Annotated in this window: 14 protein-coding genes; 12 read left to right on the top strand and 2 right to left on the bottom strand. The window is 74.9% G+C overall.

Annotated features, from left to right (window positions below; all coding sequences use genetic code 11):
- On the bottom strand, positions 1–301 hold a 301-nt coding region (locus BN2279_RS20810; protein WP_324612854.1), incomplete at its 3' end, for a nitrilase-related carbon-nitrogen hydrolase.
- A 44-nt stretch (positions 302–345) separates the two neighbouring features.
- Here BN2279_RS20810 and BN2279_RS20805 point away from each other — a divergent pair.
- From BN2279_RS20805 to gatB, 8 genes are all read left to right on the top strand, one after another.
- Positions 346–1,035: an SDR family oxidoreductase gene (locus BN2279_RS20805; RefSeq protein ID WP_059011830.1), complete on the top strand. Its 690-nt coding sequence runs from the start codon at positions 346–348 to the stop codon at positions 1,033–1,035.
- A 132-nt stretch (positions 1,036–1,167) separates the two neighbouring features.
- Positions 1,168–2,133 (top strand): methionine synthase, encoded by a 966-nt coding sequence (locus BN2279_RS20800; RefSeq protein ID WP_059012619.1) that lies wholly within the window; start codon positions 1,168–1,170, stop codon positions 2,131–2,133.
- Between the two features lie 16 nt (positions 2,134–2,149).
- Positions 2,150–4,387, top strand: coding sequence for an NAD-dependent DNA ligase LigA (gene ligA / locus BN2279_RS20795; RefSeq protein WP_059011827.1), 2,238 nt, complete (start codon positions 2,150–2,152; stop codon positions 4,385–4,387).
- 263 nt (positions 4,388–4,650) lie between these two features.
- Positions 4,651–6,711 carry a putative bifunctional diguanylate cyclase/phosphodiesterase gene (locus BN2279_RS20790; protein WP_234348052.1) on the top strand — a complete coding sequence of 687 codons (2,061 nt, stop codon included), beginning with the start codon at positions 4,651–4,653 and terminating at the stop codon, positions 6,709–6,711.
- Between the two features lie 375 nt (positions 6,712–7,086).
- Positions 7,087–7,383, top strand: coding sequence for an Asp-tRNA(Asn)/Glu-tRNA(Gln) amidotransferase subunit GatC (gene gatC / locus BN2279_RS20785; RefSeq protein ID WP_059011825.1), 297 nt, complete (start codon positions 7,087–7,089; stop codon positions 7,381–7,383).
- 5 nt (positions 7,384–7,388) lie between these two features.
- Positions 7,389–8,882 (top strand): Asp-tRNA(Asn)/Glu-tRNA(Gln) amidotransferase subunit GatA, encoded by a 1,494-nt coding sequence (gene gatA / locus BN2279_RS20780; RefSeq protein ID WP_059011823.1) that lies wholly within the window; start codon positions 7,389–7,391, stop codon positions 8,880–8,882.
- The gene (locus BN2279_RS20775; protein WP_059011821.1) at positions 8,879–9,094 is read left to right on the top strand and encodes a hypothetical protein; all 216 of its coding nucleotides are present in this window, start codon (positions 8,879–8,881) and stop codon (positions 9,092–9,094) included. Before gatA ends, BN2279_RS20775 begins: the two co-directional genes overlap by 4 nt.
- Before the next feature lie 9 nt (positions 9,095–9,103).
- The gene (gatB, locus tag BN2279_RS20770) at positions 9,104–10,615 is read left to right on the top strand and encodes an Asp-tRNA(Asn)/Glu-tRNA(Gln) amidotransferase subunit GatB (protein ID WP_059011820.1); all 1,512 of its coding nucleotides are present in this window, start codon (positions 9,104–9,106) and stop codon (positions 10,613–10,615) included.
- A gap of 75 nt (positions 10,616–10,690) precedes the next feature.
- Here gatB and BN2279_RS20765 read toward each other — a convergent pair whose 3' ends face one another.
- Entirely contained in the window at positions 10,691–11,935 is a 1,245-nt protein-coding gene (locus BN2279_RS20765) for a M14 family zinc carboxypeptidase (RefSeq protein WP_059011818.1), read from the bottom strand.
- Between the two features lie 333 nt (positions 11,936–12,268).
- Here BN2279_RS20765 and BN2279_RS20760 point away from each other — a divergent pair, with 333 nt between their 5' ends.
- From BN2279_RS20760 to BN2279_RS20745, 4 genes are all read left to right on the top strand, one after another.
- Complete coding sequence (locus tag BN2279_RS20760) at positions 12,269–12,487, top strand: hypothetical protein (protein WP_059011816.1); 219 nt, start codon at positions 12,269–12,271, stop codon at positions 12,485–12,487.
- A gap of 48 nt (positions 12,488–12,535) precedes the next feature.
- On the top strand, positions 12,536–15,559 hold the full coding sequence (locus tag BN2279_RS20755; protein ID WP_234348021.1) for a helix-turn-helix transcriptional regulator: 3,024 nt from the start codon (positions 12,536–12,538) through the stop codon (positions 15,557–15,559).
- A 103-nt stretch (positions 15,560–15,662) separates the two neighbouring features.
- Positions 15,663–16,619, top strand: coding sequence for a 2-hydroxyacid dehydrogenase (locus BN2279_RS20750; RefSeq protein WP_059011812.1), 957 nt, complete (start codon positions 15,663–15,665; stop codon positions 16,617–16,619).
- Positions 16,620–16,733: 114 nt separating this feature from the next.
- Entirely contained in the window at positions 16,734–19,643 is a 2,910-nt protein-coding gene (locus tag BN2279_RS20745; protein ID WP_079032343.1) for a putative bifunctional diguanylate cyclase/phosphodiesterase, read from the top strand.
- The last annotated feature ends 139 nt before the right edge of the window (positions 19,644–19,782 follow it).

The following is a 19,782-nucleotide window of genomic DNA, read 5'->3' as shown; positions in this document are numbered from 1 at the left end:
CCCCGCCCGCCCCCACCCCCTCCGCCGGCGGCCCCGTATGTGTAGAAGAGCCGGGGGTGAACATGCCCGCCACCACCAGCACCCCCGCGCTGTCCGCCAGGGCCCGCACCCGCGTCGCCCACGGCCCGTCCAGCGGCTCGGCGACCGGCCCGAGCGGAATCCCGAACCGGGCCATGGCGGCCTCCGGGAAGACCACGACGTCCGCGCCCCCGGCCGCCGCCTCGGTGATCTGCCCGGCGACGACCGCCAGGTTCTCCGCGGGGGAGACCCCGGCCGCCAGTTGGCACGCTGCGATACGCACGGGCCGTCCTCCTTCGCTGTCGCGGTGTACGTCACCATGGTCGTATGGCGACACATGTGATCACGGGGGCGGGTTCGGGGATCGGCGCGGCGGTCGCGCGGCGGCTGGCGGAGCGCGGCGACGAGCTGTGGCTGTGGGCGCGCGACGCGGGGCGCGCGAAGGAGCTCGCGGAGCTGTACCCGGGCGCGCGGACGCTCGTCGGGGACCTGGCCGAGCCGGAGCGCCTGTCCTGGGCGCTCGGGCACCAGTCGCCGCCCGACCGGATCGACTCGCTGCTGCACATCGCCGGGGTCGTGGACCTCGGCGCGGTCGGTGACCTGACGCCGAAGATCTGGCGGGCCACCCTCGCCGCCAATCTGGTGGCCCCGGCCGAGCTGACGCGGCTGCTGCTGCCGCAGTTGCGCGCGGCGCGCGGCCACGTGGTCTTCGTCAACTCCGGCGCGGGCCTGCGCGCCAATCCGCAGTGGGCCGCGTACGCCGCGAGCAAGCACGGGCTGCGGGCCCTCGCCGACGCGCTGCGCGCCGAGGAGGCGGCCCACGGGGTGCGCGTGACCAGCGTCTTCCCCGGCCGCACCGCGACCCCGATGCAGGAGAAGGTGCACCGGCAGGAGGGCGCCGAGTACGACCCGGGCCGCTGGATGACCGCCGACGCGGTCGCCACCACCGTGCTGACCGCCCTCGACCTGCCGCGCGGCTCCGAGATCACCGATCTGACCGTGCGCCCGGCCGGGTGACGTGACCGGGCCGGGTGCGCGGTGACCTACGTTGAGACCGTGACCGACGTGAGCAGCGTGACCGAGACCGTGACGGAAACCGAGAAGCACAAGTTCCCCTGGGGCCCGGCCGCCGCGACCGGGGTCGGCTCGATGCCGGGCGAGGACGTCCGGGAGGCGGTCCGGGTAGCGACCGGGGCCCTGGAGGCGTTCGTCTTCCTGCCGGAGCTGCCCGCGCGCGGGCCGGGCGCCGACATGACCGGGCGCACCGCGGGGCTGCTGGCCGAGCTGTACGCCCATGTGGAGCCCAGCGGCTGGCGGATCAGCGACCGGCCGGGCCGGGACACCCGCCGGGCGCGGGCCTGGCTGCGGGAGGACCTGGACGCGCTGGAGGAGTTCACCCAGGGGTTCACCGGCGCGCTGAAGATCGCGGCGGTCGGCCCGGGGACCCTGGCGGCGGCCCTGGAGCGGCGCAACGGCGAGGCGATGCTGGGCGACGCGGGCGCCTGCCGCGATCTGGCCGACTCGCTGGCCGAGGGGCTGCGCGGCCATCTCGCCGAGGTGCGGCGGCGGGTGCCGGGCGCCCGGGTCGTCCTCCAGGTGGACGAGCCGTCGCTGCCCGCCGTGCTGACCGGCCGGGTGCCCACCGCCAGCGGGTACCGCACCCACCGGGCGGTGGACCGGGCGGTCGCCGAGGAGACGCTGCGCCGCCTGGTCGCGGTGGCCGGGGACGACCCGGTGGTGGTGCACTGCTGCGCGCCGGGGGTGCCGTTCGCGCTGCTGCGCCGGGCCGGCGCGCGGGCCGTCTCGGTCGACTTCTCGCTGATCACCGAGCGTGACGATGAGGCGATCGGGGAGGCGGTGGAGGACGGGGTCGCGCTCTTCGCGGGCGTGGTCCCGGCCGACGGCGCCGTGGCGGGGGCGTTGTCGGACCCGGCCGGTACTGTCGGGGGAGTCAGGTCGCTCTGGCGCAGGCTGGGGCTGTCCCCGGAGGCTCTCGCGGAGTCGGTGACCGTCACCCCGGCGTGCGGGCTGGCGGGTGCCTCACCGGCGTACGCGCGGGCCGCGCTGAGCCATTGCGTCCGGGCGGCGAGGTCCCTCGCCAACGACCCTGAGTGATGAGGGAGACGAGACAGTGGCTGGCGAACCGTCTGTCGAGCAGCAGTCAGCAGTGCCCGCCGAGGCGCGGGAGCGGCACGCGCGGCTCGCCGAGCAGGTCGAGGAGCACCGCTTCCGGTACTACGTGAGGACGCCGGTCATCAGCGACGCCGCGTTCGACGCGCTGCTGCGGGAGCTGATGGCCCTGGAGGACGAGCACCCGGAGCTGCGCACCCCCGACTCCCCGACCCAGAAGGTCGCGGGGGCGTACGAGACGGAGTTCACCCCGGTCGCCCACCGCGAGCGGATGCTCTCGCTGGACAACGCGTTCGCCGACGAGGAGCTGACCGCCTGGGCGGACCGGGTCGCCGGCGAGCTGCGGGACATCCCGTACCACTTCCTGTGCGAGCTGAAGGTCGACGGCCTCGCGGTGAACCTGACGTACGAGCACGGCAGGCTGACCCGGGCCGCGACCCGGGGCGACGGGCGCACCGGCGAGGACATCACGCCCAACGTGCGCACCATCGAGGAGGTGCCGGACCGGCTGACCGGGGACGACGTCCCGGCGCTGGTGGAGATCCGCGGCGAGGTCTTCTTCCCGATGGAGCGGTTCGAGGAGCTGAACGCCCGGCTGGTCGAGGCGGGCGACAAGCCCTTCGCGAACCCGCGGAACGCGGCGGCCGGCTCCCTGCGGCAGAAGGACCCGAAGATCACGGCGAGCCGCCCGCTGCGGATGGTGGTGCACGGCATCGGGGCCCGCGAGGGGTTCGCCATCGACCGGCTGTCGGAGGCGTACGGCCTGCTGACGGCGTGGGGGCTGCCCACGGCACGGGCCGCGAAGGTGGCCGGTTCCCTGGACGAGGTGCGGGAGTTCATCGCGTACTACGGGGAGCACCGGCACGCGGTGGAGCACGAGATCGACGGCGTCGTGGTGAAGCTGGACGAGATCCCGCTCCAGGGCCGCCTGGGCAGCACCTCGCGGGCGCCGCGCTGGGCGATCGCCTGGAAGTACCCGCCGGAGGAGGTCAACACCAGGCTGCTGGACATCCGGGTCGGCGTCGGGCGCACCGGCCGCGTCACGCCGTACGCGGTGGTCGAGCCGGTCACGGTGGCCGGCTCCGAGGTGGAGTTCGCCACCCTGCACAACCAGCAGGTGGTGAAGGCCAAGGGCGTGCTGATCGGGGACACCGTGGCGCTGCGGAAGGCCGGGGACGTGATCCCCGAGATCCTCGGCCCGGTCGCGGACCTGCGGGACGGCACCGAGCGGGAGTTCGTGATGCCGGCCGAGTGCCCCGAGTGCGGCACCGGGCTGATGCCCATGAAGGAGGGGGACATCGACCTGCGCTGCCCCAACGCCCGGTCGTGTCCAGCCCAGTTGAGAGAGCGGCTGTTCTATCTGGCGGGCCGCAGATGCCTGGACATCGACCACTTCGGGTATGTGACGGCCACCGCGCTCACCCAGCCGCTGGAGCCGGCCGAGCCACCGCTGCGGGACGAGGGCGGGCTGTTCGGGCTGACCGTCGAGGAGCTGCTGCCCATCAAGGCGTATGTCCTGGACCAGGACACCGGCCTGCCCAAGCGGGACCCGGAGACGGGCGAGCCGAAGATCGCGTCGGTCTTCGCGAACTTGCAGGGCGCCCCGAAGAAGAACACGCTGGCGATGCTGGAGGCCGTCCAGGAGGCCAGACAGCGGCCCCTGGCCCGGATCATCGCGGGCCTGTCCATCCGGCACGTGGGGCCGGTCGCGGCCGAGGCGCTGGCCCGCGAGTTCCGCTCGCTGGACCGGATCGCGGAGGCGAGCGAGGAGGAGCTGGCCGCCACCGAGGGCGTCGGGCCGACGATCGCCGCCTCCGTGAAGGACTGGTTCGCCGAGCCGTGGCACCGGCAGATCGTCGAGCGGTGGCGGGAGGCCGGGGTCCGGCTGGCCGAGGAGGAGCGGGAGGAGGCGGGCCCGCGCCCGCTGGCGGGCGTCACCGCCGTGGTCACGGGCACCCTGCGGGACTTCACCAGGGACGGCGCCAAGGAGGCGCTCCAGAGCCGGGGCGCGAAGGTCACCGGCGCGGTCTCCAAGAAGACGGACTTCGTGGTCGTCGGCGAGAGCCCCGGCTCGAAGTACGACAAGGCCGTGCAGTTGAAGGTGCCGGTGCTCGACGAGGCGGGGTTCGCCGTTCTGCTGGAGCGGGGGCCGGACGCCGCCCGGGAGGTGGCTCTGGTGCCCGAGGAGGAGCCCGGGACGGCGGCCGGTGAGGAGCCCGTCACGGAGGCGGCCTCCTGACACCGCAGGTCAGCGGTTGTTCCGGGGTGAGCAGCCCGGACCGGGGCATATGCCATATGAGTATGAAGATATGAAAGGCTGTCAGTGGCCGGGAAGGTTCCCTGCCGCTCACGGCCCCCGGCGCCCTAGGGTGGGGTGGAGCGCCCGCTCCGGGCGCGGGCGAATCCGGCCGTGAGAGGGACCTCCGCATGCAGTCAGCCCGCCCAGGGAGACCGACCACCCAGCGTGGTCCCGGCGGCCTGTACCGGTATCTCGGCCCCGCCATGCTCGCCGGCGCCGGAATCGCGTTCCTCATCGGCGTGATCCGCGTGCTCGCCGAGGGCCGCGCGCTCTTCCCCGGCGAGCGCGCGGGCTGGGGCTTCGCGCTCCTCACCGGGCTCGTCGTCGCGCACCTGGTCGCCGTGGGCCGCGACCGCTGGTGGGGCGGCAGCGGCTCGGGCGCCGCGCTCGCCCTGGCCATGCTGCTGCTCTACGGCTGGGTGCCGGCCGCGCTGGTCAGCCTCTCCGTCGTCACCCTCGTCGGCGCCGCCCGCCGCGACCGCTGGCCCGACGCGCTGCTGCACGGCGCCATCGACATGCTCGGCGTCGGCGCCGCCGCGCTCGCCCTGGCCGCCTGGGGCACCCGGCCCAGCGTCGAGCACCCCTGGGAGCCCGCCGACTGGCAGACCTCCACCCTGCCGCAGCTCCTCCTGGGCGCCTGCGCCTACCTCCTGGTGTCCCGCACGCTGCTGTGGCTGACGACCACCCCGCCCGGCAGCCTCCCCTCGCTGGCCGGCGCCGCCCTGCTCCGCCAGGGCCTGGTCGCCATAGCGCTGCTGTGCATAGCGCCCCTCATCGTCGTCGTCGCCGTCGACAAGCCGATGGTGCTGCCGCTGTTCGCCGTGCCGCTGATAGCCCTCGACTCCTCCTTCTGGATGGCCCGCGCCCGCGACGAGGACCAGCTCGTCGACCCGCTGACCGGCCTCCCCAACCGCCAGTGGCTGCTGGAGCGGACCAGGACCGCCCTGACCGAGGCCGCCAGGACCGGCGACCGCGCCGCCCTCATCCTCATCGACCTCGACAGCTTCCGCTCCGTCAACGACACCCTCGGCCACCTCACCGGCGACCGGCTGCTCCTCCAGATCGCCGACCGCATCCAGCGCGACCTGCCGCGCGACGCGGAGGTGGCCCGCCTCGGCGGCGACGAGTTCGCCGTCCTGCTGCCCCGCGTCGCCTCCGCGACCAGCGCCCAGCGCGCCGCCCGCGCCGTCATCGGCTCCCTCAGCGCCCCCCTCGACCTCGACGGGCTGACCCTGGTCGTGGAGGCCAGCGCGGGCGTCGCCGTCTTCCCCGAGCACGCCCCCGAGGGCGAGGGCCTCCTCCGCCGCGCCGACGTCGCCATGTACTCCGCCAAGCGCGACCGCAGCGGCGTCGAGGTCTACGACGCCAGCCGCGACGGCAACACCCCCGACCGGCTCGCCCTCCTCGGCGACCTGCGCCGAGCCCTGGACACCGGCCAGGTCGAGCTGCACTACCAGCCCAAGGTCGGTTTCGACGGCGTCGTCGTCGGCCTGGAGGCCCTCGTCCGCTGGGAGCACCCCGACCGGGGCCGGATCCCCCCGGACGAGTTCATCGCCATCGCCGAGACCTCCGGCCTGATGCCCCGCCTCACCGAGCACGTGCTGGAGACCGCGCTCGGCCAGGTCGCCCGCTGGCGCGCCGCCGGCCTCACCGTCCCCGTCGCCGTCAACGTGTCGCCGCGCGACGTGTACACCCCCGGCTTCGCCGGCGCGGTGGCCGCCCGCCTGGCCCGGCACGGCGTCCCCGCCGGCTCCCTCCAACTGGAGATCACCGAGCACGTGATGCTGGAGGACCCGCAGCAGGCCGCCGACACCCTCGCCGGGCTCACCGGCCACGGCGTCCGGATGTCCCTGGACGACTTCGGCACCGGCTACTCCTCGCTCGTTCACCTCCGCCGCCTCCCGGTGAGCGAGCTGAAGATCGACCGCTCCTTCGTCGCGCGCCTCACCGTCGACAGCGAGGACGCGGAGATCGTCCGCTGCACCGTCGAACTCGCGCACTCCCTCGGCCTGGTCGTCGTCGCCGAGGGCGTCGAGGACGACGAGACCTGGGAACGGCTGCGCGCCCTGGGCTGCGACGCCGTGCAGGGCTGGCTCGTCGCCGCCGCCATGCCCCCGGCCGAGGCCACCGCCTGGCTGCGCGCCCGCGACAGCGCCCCGCACCGCGCCGGGACGGCCCGGCCGGTCGCCGCCACCGGCCCCGCCGGCCCCGGGGTGGCCGTCACCTCCGGCGAACTCCCCGCCGACCGCGCCCCCGCCCGGTAGAACCCGGCGCTTAAACACCTCCGACGCCGCCGACGCATAGATACCTATTGTGGTAAGTTGTAGGAGTGAGTGTACGCAAGGGTGGCTGTAATGCTCAGAGTTGTATGTGGAAGGTCCGGTGACCACCGATGACGCCCCTATCCTCTTCGTCGGCAGCGTCAGATGTGTATAAGGGGCAGCCCCCCGCCGCGTCGCCCCCCGGGGAACGCGGGCGCGGGCCGCGTCGGGGTCCCCCTAGGATTGGGGTCGCGTACGACAGTGGGTTTTCGCGTCCGGACGCCGGGGACGCCGCCTGTGCGTGTCCGTCCGGCCGGGGCGCGTCCGCTGTCCGCGCACCATCCGAACCCAGCCCGCGACGAGCAAGAGGATCGCCACATGCCCGGCATCACGCGCGAGGAGGTCGCCCACCTCGCCCGGCTGGCGCGTCTGGAGCTGACGGCCGAGGAGCTCGACCACTTCGCCGGACAGCTCGACGACATCATCGGCGCGGTCGCCCGCGTCGCCGACGTCGCCACCGAGGACGTACCACCGACCTCCCACCCGCTGCCCCTCACCAACGTCATGCGCCCCGACGAGGTCAGGCCCGGCCTGACCGCGGAGCAGGCGCTGTCGGGTGCCCCGGCCCAGGAGCAGCAGCGCTTCAAGGTGCCGCAGATCCTGGGGGAGGAGTGACCGGCATGACCGACCTGATCCGGCTCACCGCCGCCGAGCTGGCCGCCCGCGTCGCCGCGGGGGACGTCAGCGCCGTCGAGGTCGCCGAGGCCCACCTCGCGCGCATCGACGCCATCGACGAGAAGGTGCACGCCTTCCTGCACGTGGACCGCGCCGGCGCCCTCGCCCAGGCCCGCGCCGTGGACGACAAGCGCGCCAAGGGCGAGCCCCTCGGCCCGCTGGCCGGCGTGCCGCTGGCGCTGAAGGACATCTTCACCACCGAGGGCGTGCCGACCACCGTCGGCTCCAGGATCCTCGAAGGCTGGATCCCGCCCTACGACGCCACGGTGACCAAGCGCCTCAAGGAGGCGGGCATCGTCATCCTGGGCAAGACCAACATGGACGAGTTCGCGATGGGCTCCTCCACGGAGAACAGCGCCTACGGCCCCACCGGCAACCCCTGGGACCTCACCCGCATCCCCGGCGGCTCGGGCGGCGGCTCCGCCGCGTCCCTCGCCTCCTTCCAGGCGCCGCTGGCCATCGGCACCGACACCGGCGGCTCCATCCGGCAGCCCGCCGCCGTCACCGGCACCGTCGGCGTCAAGCCCACCTACGGCGGCGTCTCCCGGTACGGGATGGTCGCCTTCTCCTCCTCCCTCGACCAGGGCGGTCCCTGCGCCCGCACCGTGCTCGACGCGGCGCTGCTGCACGCGGTGATCGCCGGGCACGACCCGATGGACTCCACCTCCATCGACGCCCCCGTCCCGCCCGTCGTCGAGGCGGCCCGCGCGGGCTCGGTGGCGGGGCTGCGCGTCGGCGTGGTCAAGGAGTTCCGCGGCGAGGGCTTCCAGACGGGCGTGATGCGCCGGTTCGACGAGGCGGTCGAGCTGCTGCGCGAGCTGGGCGCCGAGGTCGTGGAGCTGTCCTGTCCGTCCTTCGAGGCCGCGCTCGCCGCGTACTACCTGATCGCACCCTCCGAGTGCTCCTCGAACCTGGCCCGCTTCGACGCCATGCGGTACGGCCTGCGGGTCGGCGACGACGGCACCCGTTCCGCCGAGGACGTCACCGCCCTCACCCGCGAGGCGGGCTTCGGCCCCGAGGTCAAGCGCCGGATCATCCTCGGCACCTACGCCCTGTCGTCCGGCTACTACGACGCCTACTACGGCAGCGCGCAGAAGGCCCGCACCCTCGTCGTCCGCGACTTCGCCCGGGCCTTCGAGCAGGTCGACGTCGTGGTGGCGCCGACCACCCCCACGACCGCCTTCCCGATCGGCGAGCGCGCCGACGACCCGATGGCGATGTACCGAGCCGACCTGTGCACCATCCCCGTGAACCTGGCGGGCAACGCCGCGATGTCCCTGCCCTGCGGCCTGGCCCCCGAGGACGGACTCCCGGTGGGCCTGCAGATCATCGCCCCCGCCCTGGCCGACGACCGGCTGTACCGCGTGGGTGCGGCGGTCGAGGCGGCCTTCCAGGCACGCTGGGGACACCCGATTCTGGAGGAGGCGCCCGCGCTATGAGCAAGAAGAAGCAGAAGTCCAAGGCCAGCATGTACCTGTCCCTCGGCACCACGCTGTTCGGGACGTTCAGCGTCGCCCGGCGGCTGCGCGAGGCCCGCAGCGAGGGCGACCGGCTCCAGCTCGCCGACGCGGTGGTCTCGGCCGCCGCCATCGTCACCAGCGTCGCCCTGCTGGCGCGCGAGCTGCGCCGGCTCGCCGAGGACGAGGGGTAGGACCGACCCGTGACGACCGTTGAAGAACTGGTGTCGTACGAGGACGCGCTGACGTCCTACGACCCCGTCATGGGCCTTGAGGTCCATGTGGAGCTGGGCACCGCGACCAAGATGTTCTGCGGCTGCGCCACCACCCTGGGCGCCGAGCCCAACACCCAGACGTGCCCCACCTGCCTGGGCCTGCCCGGCGCGCTGCCGGTGGTCAACGCCGCCGGCGTGGAGTCCGCCATCCGCATCGGCCTCGCCCTCAACTGCGAGATCGCGCGGTGGTGCCGCTTCGCCCGGAAGAACTACTTCTACCCGGACATGCCGAAGAACTTCCAGACGTCGCAGTACGACGAGCCCATCGCGTTCGACGGCTACCTGGACGTGGAGCTGGCGGACGGCGAGATCTTCCGCGTCGGCATCGAGCGCGCCCACATGGAGGAGGACACCGGCAAGTCCGCCCACATCGGCGGCGCCACCGGCCGCATCCACGGCGCCTCGCACTCCCTGCTCGACTACAACCGGGCCGGTATCCCGCTGATCGAGATCGTCACCAAGCCGATCACCGGCGCCGGCGAGCGCGCCCCGGAGATCGCCCGCGCCTACGTGGCCGAGCTGCGCGAGGTCATCCGCGGCCTCGGGGTCTCCGAGGCCCGGATGGAGATGGGCCAGTTGCGCTGCGACGTCAACCTCAGCCTGCGCCCGCACGGCCGGGAGATGTTCGGCACCCGCAGCGAGACGAAGAACGTCAACTCGCTGCGGAGCGTGGAGCGGGCCGTCCGGTTCGAGATCCAGCGGCACGCCGCCGTGCTCGGCGCCGGGGGCACCATCGTCCAGGAGACCCGGCACTTCCACGAGGACAACGGCAGCACCACCTCCGGCCGGGTGAAAGAGGAGGCCGAGGACTACCGGTACTTCCCGGAGCCCGACCTCGTCCCGATCGCCCCCGACCGCGCGTGGGTGGAGGAGCTGCGGGCGTCGCTGCCCGAGCTGCCGCGCCTGCGCCGCAACCGGCTGCGCGAGGAGTGGGGCATCAGCGCCCACGAGATGCAGTCCGTGCTCAACGCGGGCGTCCTCGGGAGCGTCCTGGCCACCGTCGAGGCGGGCGCGGACGCCGCCGCGGCCCGCAAATGGTGGATGGGCGAGCTGGCCCGCCGGGCGAACGAGCAGGGCGTCGAGCCGACCGCCCTGCCGATCACCCCGGCGCAGGTGGCCCGGGTCGCCACCCTGGTCACGGACGGCCTGCTCAACGACAAGCTCGCGCGCCAGGTCATCGAGGGCGTGCTGGCGGGCGAGGGCGAGCCGGACGAGGTGGTCGCCAAACGCGGCCTGGCCGTCGTCTCCGACACCGGCGCCCTGGGCCAGGCCGTCGACGAGGCCATCGCCGCCAACGCGGCCATCGCGGACAAGGTGCGCGGCGGCAAGGTCGCGGCGGCCGGCGCGCTGGTCGGCGCGGTGAGGAAGGCGACCCGGGGCCAGGCGGACGCGGCCATGGCACGGCGGATGATCCTGGAGCGCCTGGGCGTGACGGAGTGACGCCCGGCGTCTGAGGCCCCTCCCCCAAGGCCCCCGGCCCCGGCCGGGGGCCTTTCCGCGTCCCCGCCGCGCGGGTCAGGGGAGCTGGTCGAGGAGCGCCAGCGCGACGCGCGCCTGGTACTCGGCCTGGTCCGCCACGGGCACCGGGCGCGGCGCGAAGTCCCGTTCCAGCCGTCGGCACCACTGCCGCAGCAGCCGCTCCAGCGTGCCGCGCACGCCCGCCGTCGCCGCGGCGGCCGGGCCCGTGCCCGGCGCGGGCAGGGCCCGCAGCAGCATCGCCGCCGACCGCATCACCAGCCGCCTGGCCGCCACGTCCAGCCCCGCCACGCGCCCGGTGTTCAGCCGGTGCCCCGTCTCGCGCAGCAGCACCGACGGCTCCCAGTCCCGGGCCAGCCCCGGCGCGTTGCCGAGGAACTCCTCGACGGCCGGCAGCATCGGCTCGGGCCGCTGGAGATGGGGCCTGGCCGCGTCGAGCTGCTCCACGACCAGGCGCGCGTCGTGTCGCAGCGTGGCCCCGATCTCCCGCAGCGCCGCGCCGGGCGCCGGGTGCGGCGCCGGGTCGGTCGCGGCCTCCGAAGCCCACTGCGGCGCCTCGATCACGGCGGAGACCGTGCCGTAGCGGAACGGGTAGAGCCAGGTCGATCTGGCCGTGCTGTCGGGCAGCGAGCGGAACTGGTCGATGCCGCCCGGCGGCGGCATCGTGTAGACACCGGGCGCCGGGCTGGGCCAGTGGAAGGCGTCGAACGGACCCGGGTCGAGGGGGATGCCCAGCTCGGTGGCGGCCCGGTGCAGCGGGGCCACCACACCGGGCAGGTCGTGCGTGAGCTGCACCCAGCCGCCGCCCATCTCCGACCCGTGCAGCGAGCACTGGAGCACCGGCCGCAGCTCGTCCAGGAGCTGCACGATGGTCCGGGTCTCCGGCAGCGGCGGCTCGCCCCCGGTCGGCAGCCACTCCGGCTGCTCGGCGGACGACGGCCGGAAGAAGTCCCGGTAGTACCGGGTGAGGGAGCCGGGCGTCCCCAGCCAGCCCTCGTTGTACCGGGAGCCGTCCGGGTCGGCGCAGAGCAGGAAGTGCCACGACGTCCCGCGGCGCCCCGCGACCCGCTCGGCCAGCCGGAGCGCGGTCATCCCGCCGACCGGCTCGTTGGCGTGCGCGCCCGCCACCACCAGGACGTTCCGCGGGCCGGTGCCGGCCGACAGCAGCAGCAGCGGGTGGCCGAGGCGGGACTTGCCGACCTGGCGCAGGAGGAACAGGTCGGGGTCACGGTCGACCAGGCGCTCGGCCGCGGCGGCGAGCTGGTCGACGGTCCGGTAGCCCATCGCTCAGCCGCCGGGCGTGCCCGCGTGTGCTGGCTGAGCTGGCTGAGCCATGCGGCACCTCCGGGAGTGGCGGGCGTGTCACGTGGAGTCAGTACACCCACGGCCCCGGCGGGCGTCAAGGGCAACTTCCCTGGCCGGGACGCACGTTGACGTGGCCCGTACGCAGGGGCGAACGGTGCGCGGGAAGCCTAAGTACCCCCGGCGCGCACGGCTAAGGCCCCGGCGCGCGGCGAAGTTCCGGAAGCTGCCCGATGCGCCGGACCCCCCTCGCGGCGGAGCCTTGGGGTAGTCCGGGAAACCCCGGGTGACCAGCCAGGACGAAGGAAGCCGGCCATGTTCCACGAGTACGACAGCGTCAAGGCCCGTATGGAGACCCTCCGCCGGGAGGCCGATCAGGAGCGGCTGGCGGCCGAGGTCCGCAGGGCGCGCCGTGATTCCGCCGCCACGAACGACGGGGGGCGGGTGAGAACGGTGAGAGACGGCGAGGAGTCGCCCGGAGGAAGGACCCGTGGCGGCCGGCTGCGGGCACTTCGCTGGGGCACCGGCGCCTGACGCGCCGGCCCGGCCGCGCTGTCAGACGTTTGTGCGATGCTGCGGAGTATGCAGACCAGAACCGTCAGCCCCGTCTTCGTCGGCCGCGGTCCCGAGCGGGCCGTGCTGTCCGAGGGGCTCGTCCGGGCGGGGGAGGGCGAGCCCCAGGCGGCGCTGGTCGGCGGCGAGGCCGGGGTCGGCAAGACGCGGCTGGTGGAGGAGTTCCTCGCCGAGGCCCGGGGCGCCGGGGCGCTCACCGCCGTGGGCGCCTGCGTGGAGGTCGGCGCGGACGGGCTGCCGTTCGCCCCGGTCTCCACGGTGCTGCGGGCCCTCCACCGGCACCTCGGCGAGGAGCTGACCCGGGCCGCCGCCGGGTTCGGCGGCGAGCTGGCGCGGCTGCTGCCGGAGCTGGGCGAGCCCGGCGAGGCGGTGCGCGCCGCGCGCGATGTCGAGGTCAGGGGGCGGCTGTTCGAGATGACGGCGCGGCTGCTGGAGTCGCTGGCGCAGGAGCGTCTCCTCGTCCTGGTCATCGAGGACCTGCACTGGTCGGACCGCTCGACGCGCGAGCTGCTCGGCTATCTGTTCCGCTCCCTCCAGCGCGGCCGGGTCCTGCTGCTGACGACGTACCGCTCGGACGACATCCACCGCCGTCACCCGCTGCGGCCCTTCCTCGCCGAGGTGGACCGGATGCGCACGGTGCGGCGGATGGAGCTGGCGCGGTTCACGCGCGACGAGGTGCGCCGCCAGCTCGCCGGGATCCGCGGCACGGCGCCCTCCCCGGAGCTGCTGGACCAGGTGTACCGCCGCTCGGACGGGAACGCGTTCTTCGTCGAGGAGCTGGCCAGCATCACCGAGGGCTGCGGCCGGGGCATGATCAGCGACTCCGTGCGCGATCTGCTGCTGGTGCGGGTCGAGGCGCTGCCGGAGACCGCGCAGCGGGTGGTGCGGATCGCCGCCGAGGGCGGCTCCAAGGTGGAGCACGGGCTGCTGCGCGCGGTGGCCGGGCTCTGCGAGGACGACCTGATCGAGGCGCTGCGGGCGGCGGTCGGCAGCAGCATCCTGCGCGTGGACGAGGAGGACGGCGCGTACCGGTTCCGGCACGCGCTGGCCCGCGAGGCGGTGGACGACGACCTCCTGCCGGGGGAGCGGTCCCGGCTGGCCAGGCGGTACGCGGAGGCCCTGGAGGCCGACCCGGCGCTGGTTCCGGGCGACGAGTTGCAGGCCCGCCTCGCGACGTACTGGTACCGGGCGCACGACGCGGCCAAGGCCCTGCCGGCCGTGCTCAGCGCGGCGGCGTGGGCCCGCCGCCGCCACGCGTACGCCGAGCAGCTCCAGCTCCTGGAGCGCGCCCTGGAGCTGTGGGACGACGCCCCCGCCGAGGTGCGGGCCGGCCTGCGGATCGCGGAGGACGCCGAGTCGTATCCGCTGTGCGACTGCGCCGACGACACCCTGAGCTTCCTCGACATGCTGGCCGAGATGACGCTGGCCGCGCGGTTCGCCGGCGACTCCGAGCGCGGCGTCTCCGTGGTGAACCGGGCGCTGCGCCTGCTGGACGGGCTGGACCATCCGCTGCGCGCCGCCTGGTTCTGGACGGAGAAGTCCCGCCTGGTGCGCTGGGGAGGCCGGGGGAACGGCTGGAAGGAGCTGGCCACCGCCCAGGAGCTGCTGCGCGGGTTCCCGCCCTCCCCGGTGCACGCCCGGGTGCTCACCGAGGCGGCGTCGTGGGGCGTGATCTTCGACCCGGGCCCGGGCAGCCTGGCCATCGCCGAGCGGGCGGTCGAGCTGGCCCGCGAGGTGTGCGACGAGCACGCCGAGCTGAACGCGCTGCTCAGCCGGGGCGGGCTGCTGATCGAGACCGGCCGGGGCGAGGCGGGGCTCGCCGACATGCGCGGGGTGGCCCGGCGGGTCGTGACCTCCGACATGGTCGGCGTCTTCACCCGCAGCCATGTGAACCTCCAGTCCCTGCTGGAGGGCATGGGCCGCTCCGAGGAGTCGCTGGCGGTGGCCGACGAGGGCATCGCCCTGGCGTACCGGTACGGCCTGCGCGACACGCAGTCCTGGATCCACGGGAACCGGGCGGACGCCCTGTTCTCCCTCGGCCGGTGGGCCGAGTCCCGGGAGGTCGCCGAGGAGGCGCGGCGCACCGCGCAGCTCCCCGTCACGCGGGCGCTGGCCGCGCAGCGCCTGGTCAGGCTGGCCCTGGGCCGGGGCGACTGGGAGACGGCCGAGGCGGAGCTGGCGGTGATGCGGGAGCACCACCTGAGCCATGACAACTCGGCGCCGCAGTACGCCCACCCGGCGGCGCAGTACGCGATCTCCCTGGCGGCGGCGCGCGGGCGCATCCTCGACGCCCGCCAGGTGCTGCGGGAGACGCTCGACCGCGGTCTGTCCCCGGGCACCGGGAGCTATACGTGGCAGATGGTGGCGGCGGCGGCGCTGGCCGAGTCGGAGGCGCGGGGCGTGCCGGCCGCCGAGCCGGGGCGCGCCGAGGCGATCGCGCTGATCAGGGAGTGCGCGGCGGGGCTGGCCAGGGACTACCCGGTGTGGGCGGCGTACGCGGCGCTGGTCGAGGCCGAGCTGCGCAGGGCCGAGGGCCGGGCCGTCCCGGCGGACTGGGCGGCGGTCGCGGCGGCGTTCGAGGGGCTCACGCGCCCGGCGGAGCTGGCGCGCGTCCACACCGGGTGGGCCGAGACGCTGCTGTCCGAAGGGGACCGCGAGGCCGCGGCGCCGCTGCTGGCGCGGGCGCACGCGGCGGCGGAGGACCTTGGCGCCCGCCCGCTGACCGAGGAGATCGGGCGGCTGGCCCAGCGGGCGCGGCTGTCGCTGGTGCCGCGGGAGGCGGGGGAGCCGGAGCCCGGCGGAGCGGAGCGGTTCGGGCTGACCCCGCGCGAGCTGGACGTGCTGGCGCTGGTGGCGGCGGGGCGGAGCAACCGGCAGATAGCGCAGGAGTTGTTCATCTCGCCGAAGACGGCGAGTGTGCACGTGTCCAACATCCTGGCCAAGCTGGCGGTGTCCGGCCGGGGCGAGGCCGCCGCGCTCGCCCACCGCCTCGGTCTCCTCGGCCCGGACCCGGCCGACGTGGCGGCCGGCTGACCGCCGGCCCGGCGCGGCCGGGGCCCGGGTGGGGAGTCCGGGAAGGGATCCCGGGGCGCGTGAGCCCCCGGCGTTCGGGAAGCGGAGGTCCTAGCCTGGCGGCATGACCTCACGCCCGGACGTTTGGCTGCCGTACCCCGCCGAGGAGCTCGGCCCGCTCCCCGCGTCGCCGCGCTACCTGCTCTGGGACGGGACGGGCGACTTCCCCGCCGACCCGGCGCGCTGCGCCTTCTACACGGTCCCCTATCTCAAGGGCACCGAAGCCGCCGTCCGGCCGCTGGCCGCGATGACCGGGGTGCGCGTCGTCCAGACCCTGACCGCGGGCGTCGACCACATGCTGCCCTCGCTGCCTCTGCTGCCGCCCGGCGCGCTGCTGTGCAACGCGGGCGAGCTGCACAACACCAGCACCGCCGAGCTGGCGCTCGCCCTGATCCTCGCCGCCCTTCGCGGCATACCGGACGCGGCCCTCGCCCAGGCCGAGGAGCGGTGGGCGCCCGCGTTCCACCCCGCCCTCGCCGACCGGCGGGTGCTGATCGTCGGCTACGGCGGGATCGGCGCCGCCGTCGAGGACCGGCTGCTCCCGTTCGAGGTCGCCGAGGTGATCCGGGTCGCGTCCCGCGCCAGGACGGCGGAGCACGGGCCCGTGCACGGCATCGGGGACCTGCCGGACCTGCTGCCGCGCGCCGACGTCGTCGTGCTGGCCACCCCGCTCACCGAACGCACCCGGGGCCTGGCGGGCGCGGACTTCCTCGCCCGCATGCGGGACGGCGCCCTGCTGGTCAACGTCGCGCGCGGCCCGGTGGTGGACACCGGGGCCCTCCTCGCCGAGCTGCGGTCCGGCCGCCTGCGCGCCGCGCTCGACGTCACCGATCCCGAACCGCTGCCCCCGGGCCACCCGCTGTGGCACGCCCCCAACACCCTCATCACCCCGCACGTCGGCGGCCCGAGCAGCGCGTTCCTTCCGCGCGCCGCGCGCCTGCTGCGCGCGCAACTGGCGCGCTTCGCCGCGGGTGAGCCCCTCCAGTACGTCGTCGCGACCGGTGGCACGCCCCTGGCTTAGGCCATAACTTCCCCCGAATGGTCACTTTCTGTGATGTTCGTATGTCGCTGTGTGACGGTTCTGGTGTATCGTCCGTCGCGGGCCGGTCCGCGACGAGAGGGGGGCGACAGGCGCATGCACCACCCGTGGACCCATCGGCGGTCTCCGAAGGAGCACCCGGCCGGACCGCTCGGCGGCCCGTTCCCGCGACTGACCCTCGGCATCGTGTGCACCGGCTACGCGGTGGGCGCCACGCTCGGCTGGGGCTCTCCCCATCTGGCCCTCGCCATGGGCGACTTCGGGCTCAGCGCCGCCGCCCTCCTGGCCGCCGGCTCCTGCCTGTGGTACGCCCGCACCCGGGCCGGTGAATTCCGCGCCGCGTGGACCCTGTTCGGCCTCTCCTCGCTGATGATGGCCCTGGGGAACGCCATCTGGGGCTGGTACGAGGTGGTGCTGCGCGGTCCCGTTCCCCGCCTCTCGCTCGCCGACATCTGCTTCGTGCTCTTCGCCCCGCTGGCCATCGTCGGGCTGCTCATGCTCGCCCGGCGGCCCGTCACCAAGGGCGGCTGGATCTGCCTCGGCCTGGACGCCTGGCTGATCGCCGGCTCCCTGATGACGCTCTCCTGGAGCGTCGCCCTCGCCCAGACGGCGCACCGGCAGGCCGAGAGCGTCCCCCGCGCCGCCCTCGCGCTCGCCTACCCGCTGCTCGACATCGCCCTGGTCAGCACGGTCCTGGTGCTGCACTTCCGGCGGACCGCCGCGCACCGCAGAGCCATCGACACGGCGATCGCCGCCCTCGCCCTGACCGTGCTGTGCGACGCGCTGTTCACCTCGCCGATGCTGCGCGAGCAGTACAGCTCGGGACGGCTGCTCGACGCCGGCTGGTTCGCCGGGTCCCTGATGCTGGCCTGCGCGCCCTGGATGGCCGGCCGCGCGGCGCCGGGGGAGCCCGCCGAGGAGGACACGGCCGGGCCCGCCGGCCGGAGGCACCCGCTGGCCGGCACGCTCGCCGCCCTCGCCCCCTACCTCACGGCCGCCGTCTGCGTCGTCAGCCTGCTGTTCATGCTCCTCAGCGGCCGGAGCGTGGACCGCGCGGTCGTCGTCATCGCCTGCGCCGTCGTGCTGGCCCTCCTCGTCCGCCAGGGCATCACCCTGATGGACAACGTCGCGCTGACCCGGGAGCTGGCCCACCGCGAGAGCTACTTCCGGTCCCTCGTGCAGGGTTCCAGCGACGTGATCATGATCGCCGACCCCGACGGCCGCCTGCGGTACGTCAGCCCCGCCGCCACCGGGGTCTACGGCCGGGACGCCGACCGGCTCAGGGGCAGTCACCTCGCCGACCACATCCACCCCGACGACCTCGGCCGCGTCGTGCACGAGCTGCGCCGTTTCCTGACCGTCCCGGCCGCCCGCGAGCCCGCCACCCGCGTCGAGTGCCGGATCCGGCACGGCGCCGGGCACTGGCTCAACGTCGAGTCCAGCGTCAAGCGCCACGAGGGCGGCCTGATCTTCAACAGCCGGGACGTCACCGAGCGGGTCCGGCTCCAGGCCCAGCTCCAGCACAGCGCCTCCCATGACGCGCTGACCGACCTGCCCAACCGCGCCCTGTTCGTCGACCGGCTGCGACTGGCCCTGAGCGGCGCGCACGGCGGCGACCCGGACGCCGCCGTCCTCTACATCGACCTCGACGGCTTCAAGGCCGTCAACGACTCGATGGGCCACCAGGCCGGGGACGAGCTGCTGGTCCAGGCCGCCCAGCGGCTGCGCGAGTCGGTGCGGACGGGCGACACCACCGCCCGGCTCGGCGGCGACGAGTTCGCCGCGCTCATCACCGGCGACAGCGGCGGCGAGCCGCAGCCCCGGGAGCACCGCATCCTGGAGATCGCCGAGCGGGTGCGCGCCGGGCTCTCCCGGCCCTACGTGGTGGACGGCCAGGAGGTCCGCGTCGCGGCCAGCATCGGCGTCGCCTTCGCCGAGCCGGGCGCCGCCCCCGCCGCGCTGATGCGGAACGCGGACCTGGCGATGTACCGGGCCAAGCAGGCGGGCAAGGGCCGGGTCGAGCTGTACGCCCCGCATCTCCAGTCCGACGCCGTCCGCCGCACCGAGGTGGCCGACCGGCTCCGGCGCGCCCTGCACGCCGAGGAGCTGGCGCTGCTGCACCAGCCCGTCGTCGCGCTGGCCGACGGGCGGATCGTCGGCGTCTCCGCCCAGGCCCGGTGGCGTTCCGCGCACGGCCTGCTCTCCACCCCGCTGGATTTCCTGCGCGGGCCGCGCCGCGAGCACGCCGTGGACACCGCCCCGGAGGACGACCGCGTCGCCGAGCTGACGGGCTGGGTGCTGGAGCAGGCCCTCGCCGAGGCCGGCCGGCGGTACCGCAAGGGCGTCGTGGTGCCGGTCAGCGTCCGGGTGCCCAGCGGCCGGCTCGCCGACCGCGTCCTCGGCGCGAGCGGTGTCGAGGCGCTGCTCGGCCGGCACGGGCTGCCGCCCGAGGCCCTCATGATCGAGCTGCCGGAGGCGTGCACCGTCCTCGGTTCCGACGGGCTGCGGGCCCGGCTGGCCGACCTCAGCGGGCTCGGCGTCGGCGTCGCGCTGGGCGGCTTCGGCAGCGGCGGCACCGCCGCGGCGGCCCTGCACCGGCTGCCGGTGGACCTGGTCCGCCTCGACGGCGAGCTGGTCGACGGCCTGCTGGACTCGCCGCGGCTGTACAAGATCGTCGCCGGGCTGCTGCGGATGGCCGCCGACCTCGGCATCGACTCCCTGGCCGACGGGGTGGACTCGCCCGAGCAGGCCCTCGCCCTGCGCGCCATGGGCTGCCGCCGAGGCCAGGGCCTGGCGTTCTGCGAGCCCCTGGACGGGAGCCGGCTGCGCCGGGTGCTCGACGGCGGCCGGCTGCCGGTGCCGCCCGGGCCCGGCCAGATCCCCGCGCAGCCGCCCCGCCCGGCCCGGCCCGCCCCCCGGGACGGCACGGGCGCCGGGGAGATCGGAAACGCCGGAGGGATCGGTGAGGCGAGGGAGATCAGAGAGGTCTGCGACGAGCCCACATAGTGAGACGTGAAACACCCCCGCTTGACACGTGGTGGGAGAGAAGAGCAGTGTCTGATCCATGCGCACCCGAATTCTCGTACTTGGACGGCGCGTCGGCTGACCCCGGGACCACCCCGTGGGCCCCCAGCGGCGCGCTCCC

The organism is Streptomyces specialis (genome assembly GCF_001493375.1).
Lineage (GTDB): Bacteria > Actinomycetota > Actinomycetes > Streptomycetales > Streptomycetaceae > Streptomyces > Streptomyces specialis.
The sequence above is the reverse complement of the archived record's forward strand: the minus strand, read 5'-3'. Positions and strand labels throughout refer to the sequence as shown.

What these genes read in the sequence shown, in the direction of transcription:
- BN2279_RS20805 (WP_059011830.1), top strand. Translation starts at nt 346, where the DNA reads ATGGCGACACATGTGATCACGGGGGCGGGTTCGGGGATCGGCGCGGCG.
- BN2279_RS20800 (WP_059012619.1), top strand. Translation starts at nt 1,168, where the DNA reads ATGCCGGGCGAGGACGTCCGGGAGGCGGTCCGGGTAGCGACCGGGGCC.
- BN2279_RS20790 (WP_234348052.1), top strand. Translation starts at nt 4,651, where the DNA reads ATGCTCGCCGGCGCCGGAATCGCGTTCCTCATCGGCGTGATCCGCGTG.
- gatC (WP_059011825.1), top strand. Translation starts at nt 7,087, where the DNA reads ATGCCCGGCATCACGCGCGAGGAGGTCGCCCACCTCGCCCGGCTGGCG.
- gatA (WP_059011823.1), top strand. Translation starts at nt 7,389, where the DNA reads ATGACCGACCTGATCCGGCTCACCGCCGCCGAGCTGGCCGCCCGCGTC.
- BN2279_RS20775 (WP_059011821.1), top strand. Translation starts at nt 8,879, where the DNA reads ATGAGCAAGAAGAAGCAGAAGTCCAAGGCCAGCATGTACCTGTCCCTC.
- BN2279_RS20765 (WP_059011818.1), bottom strand. Translation starts at nt 11,935, where the DNA reads ATGGGCTACCGGACCGTCGACCAGCTCGCCGCCGCGGCCGAGCGCCTG.
- BN2279_RS20760 (WP_059011816.1), top strand. Translation starts at nt 12,269, where the DNA reads ATGTTCCACGAGTACGACAGCGTCAAGGCCCGTATGGAGACCCTCCGC.
- BN2279_RS20755 (WP_234348021.1), top strand. Translation starts at nt 12,536, where the DNA reads ATGCAGACCAGAACCGTCAGCCCCGTCTTCGTCGGCCGCGGTCCCGAG.
- BN2279_RS20750 (WP_059011812.1), top strand. Translation starts at nt 15,663, where the DNA reads ATGACCTCACGCCCGGACGTTTGGCTGCCGTACCCCGCCGAGGAGCTC.
- BN2279_RS20745 (WP_079032343.1), top strand. Translation starts at nt 16,734, where the DNA reads ATGCACCACCCGTGGACCCATCGGCGGTCTCCGAAGGAGCACCCGGCC.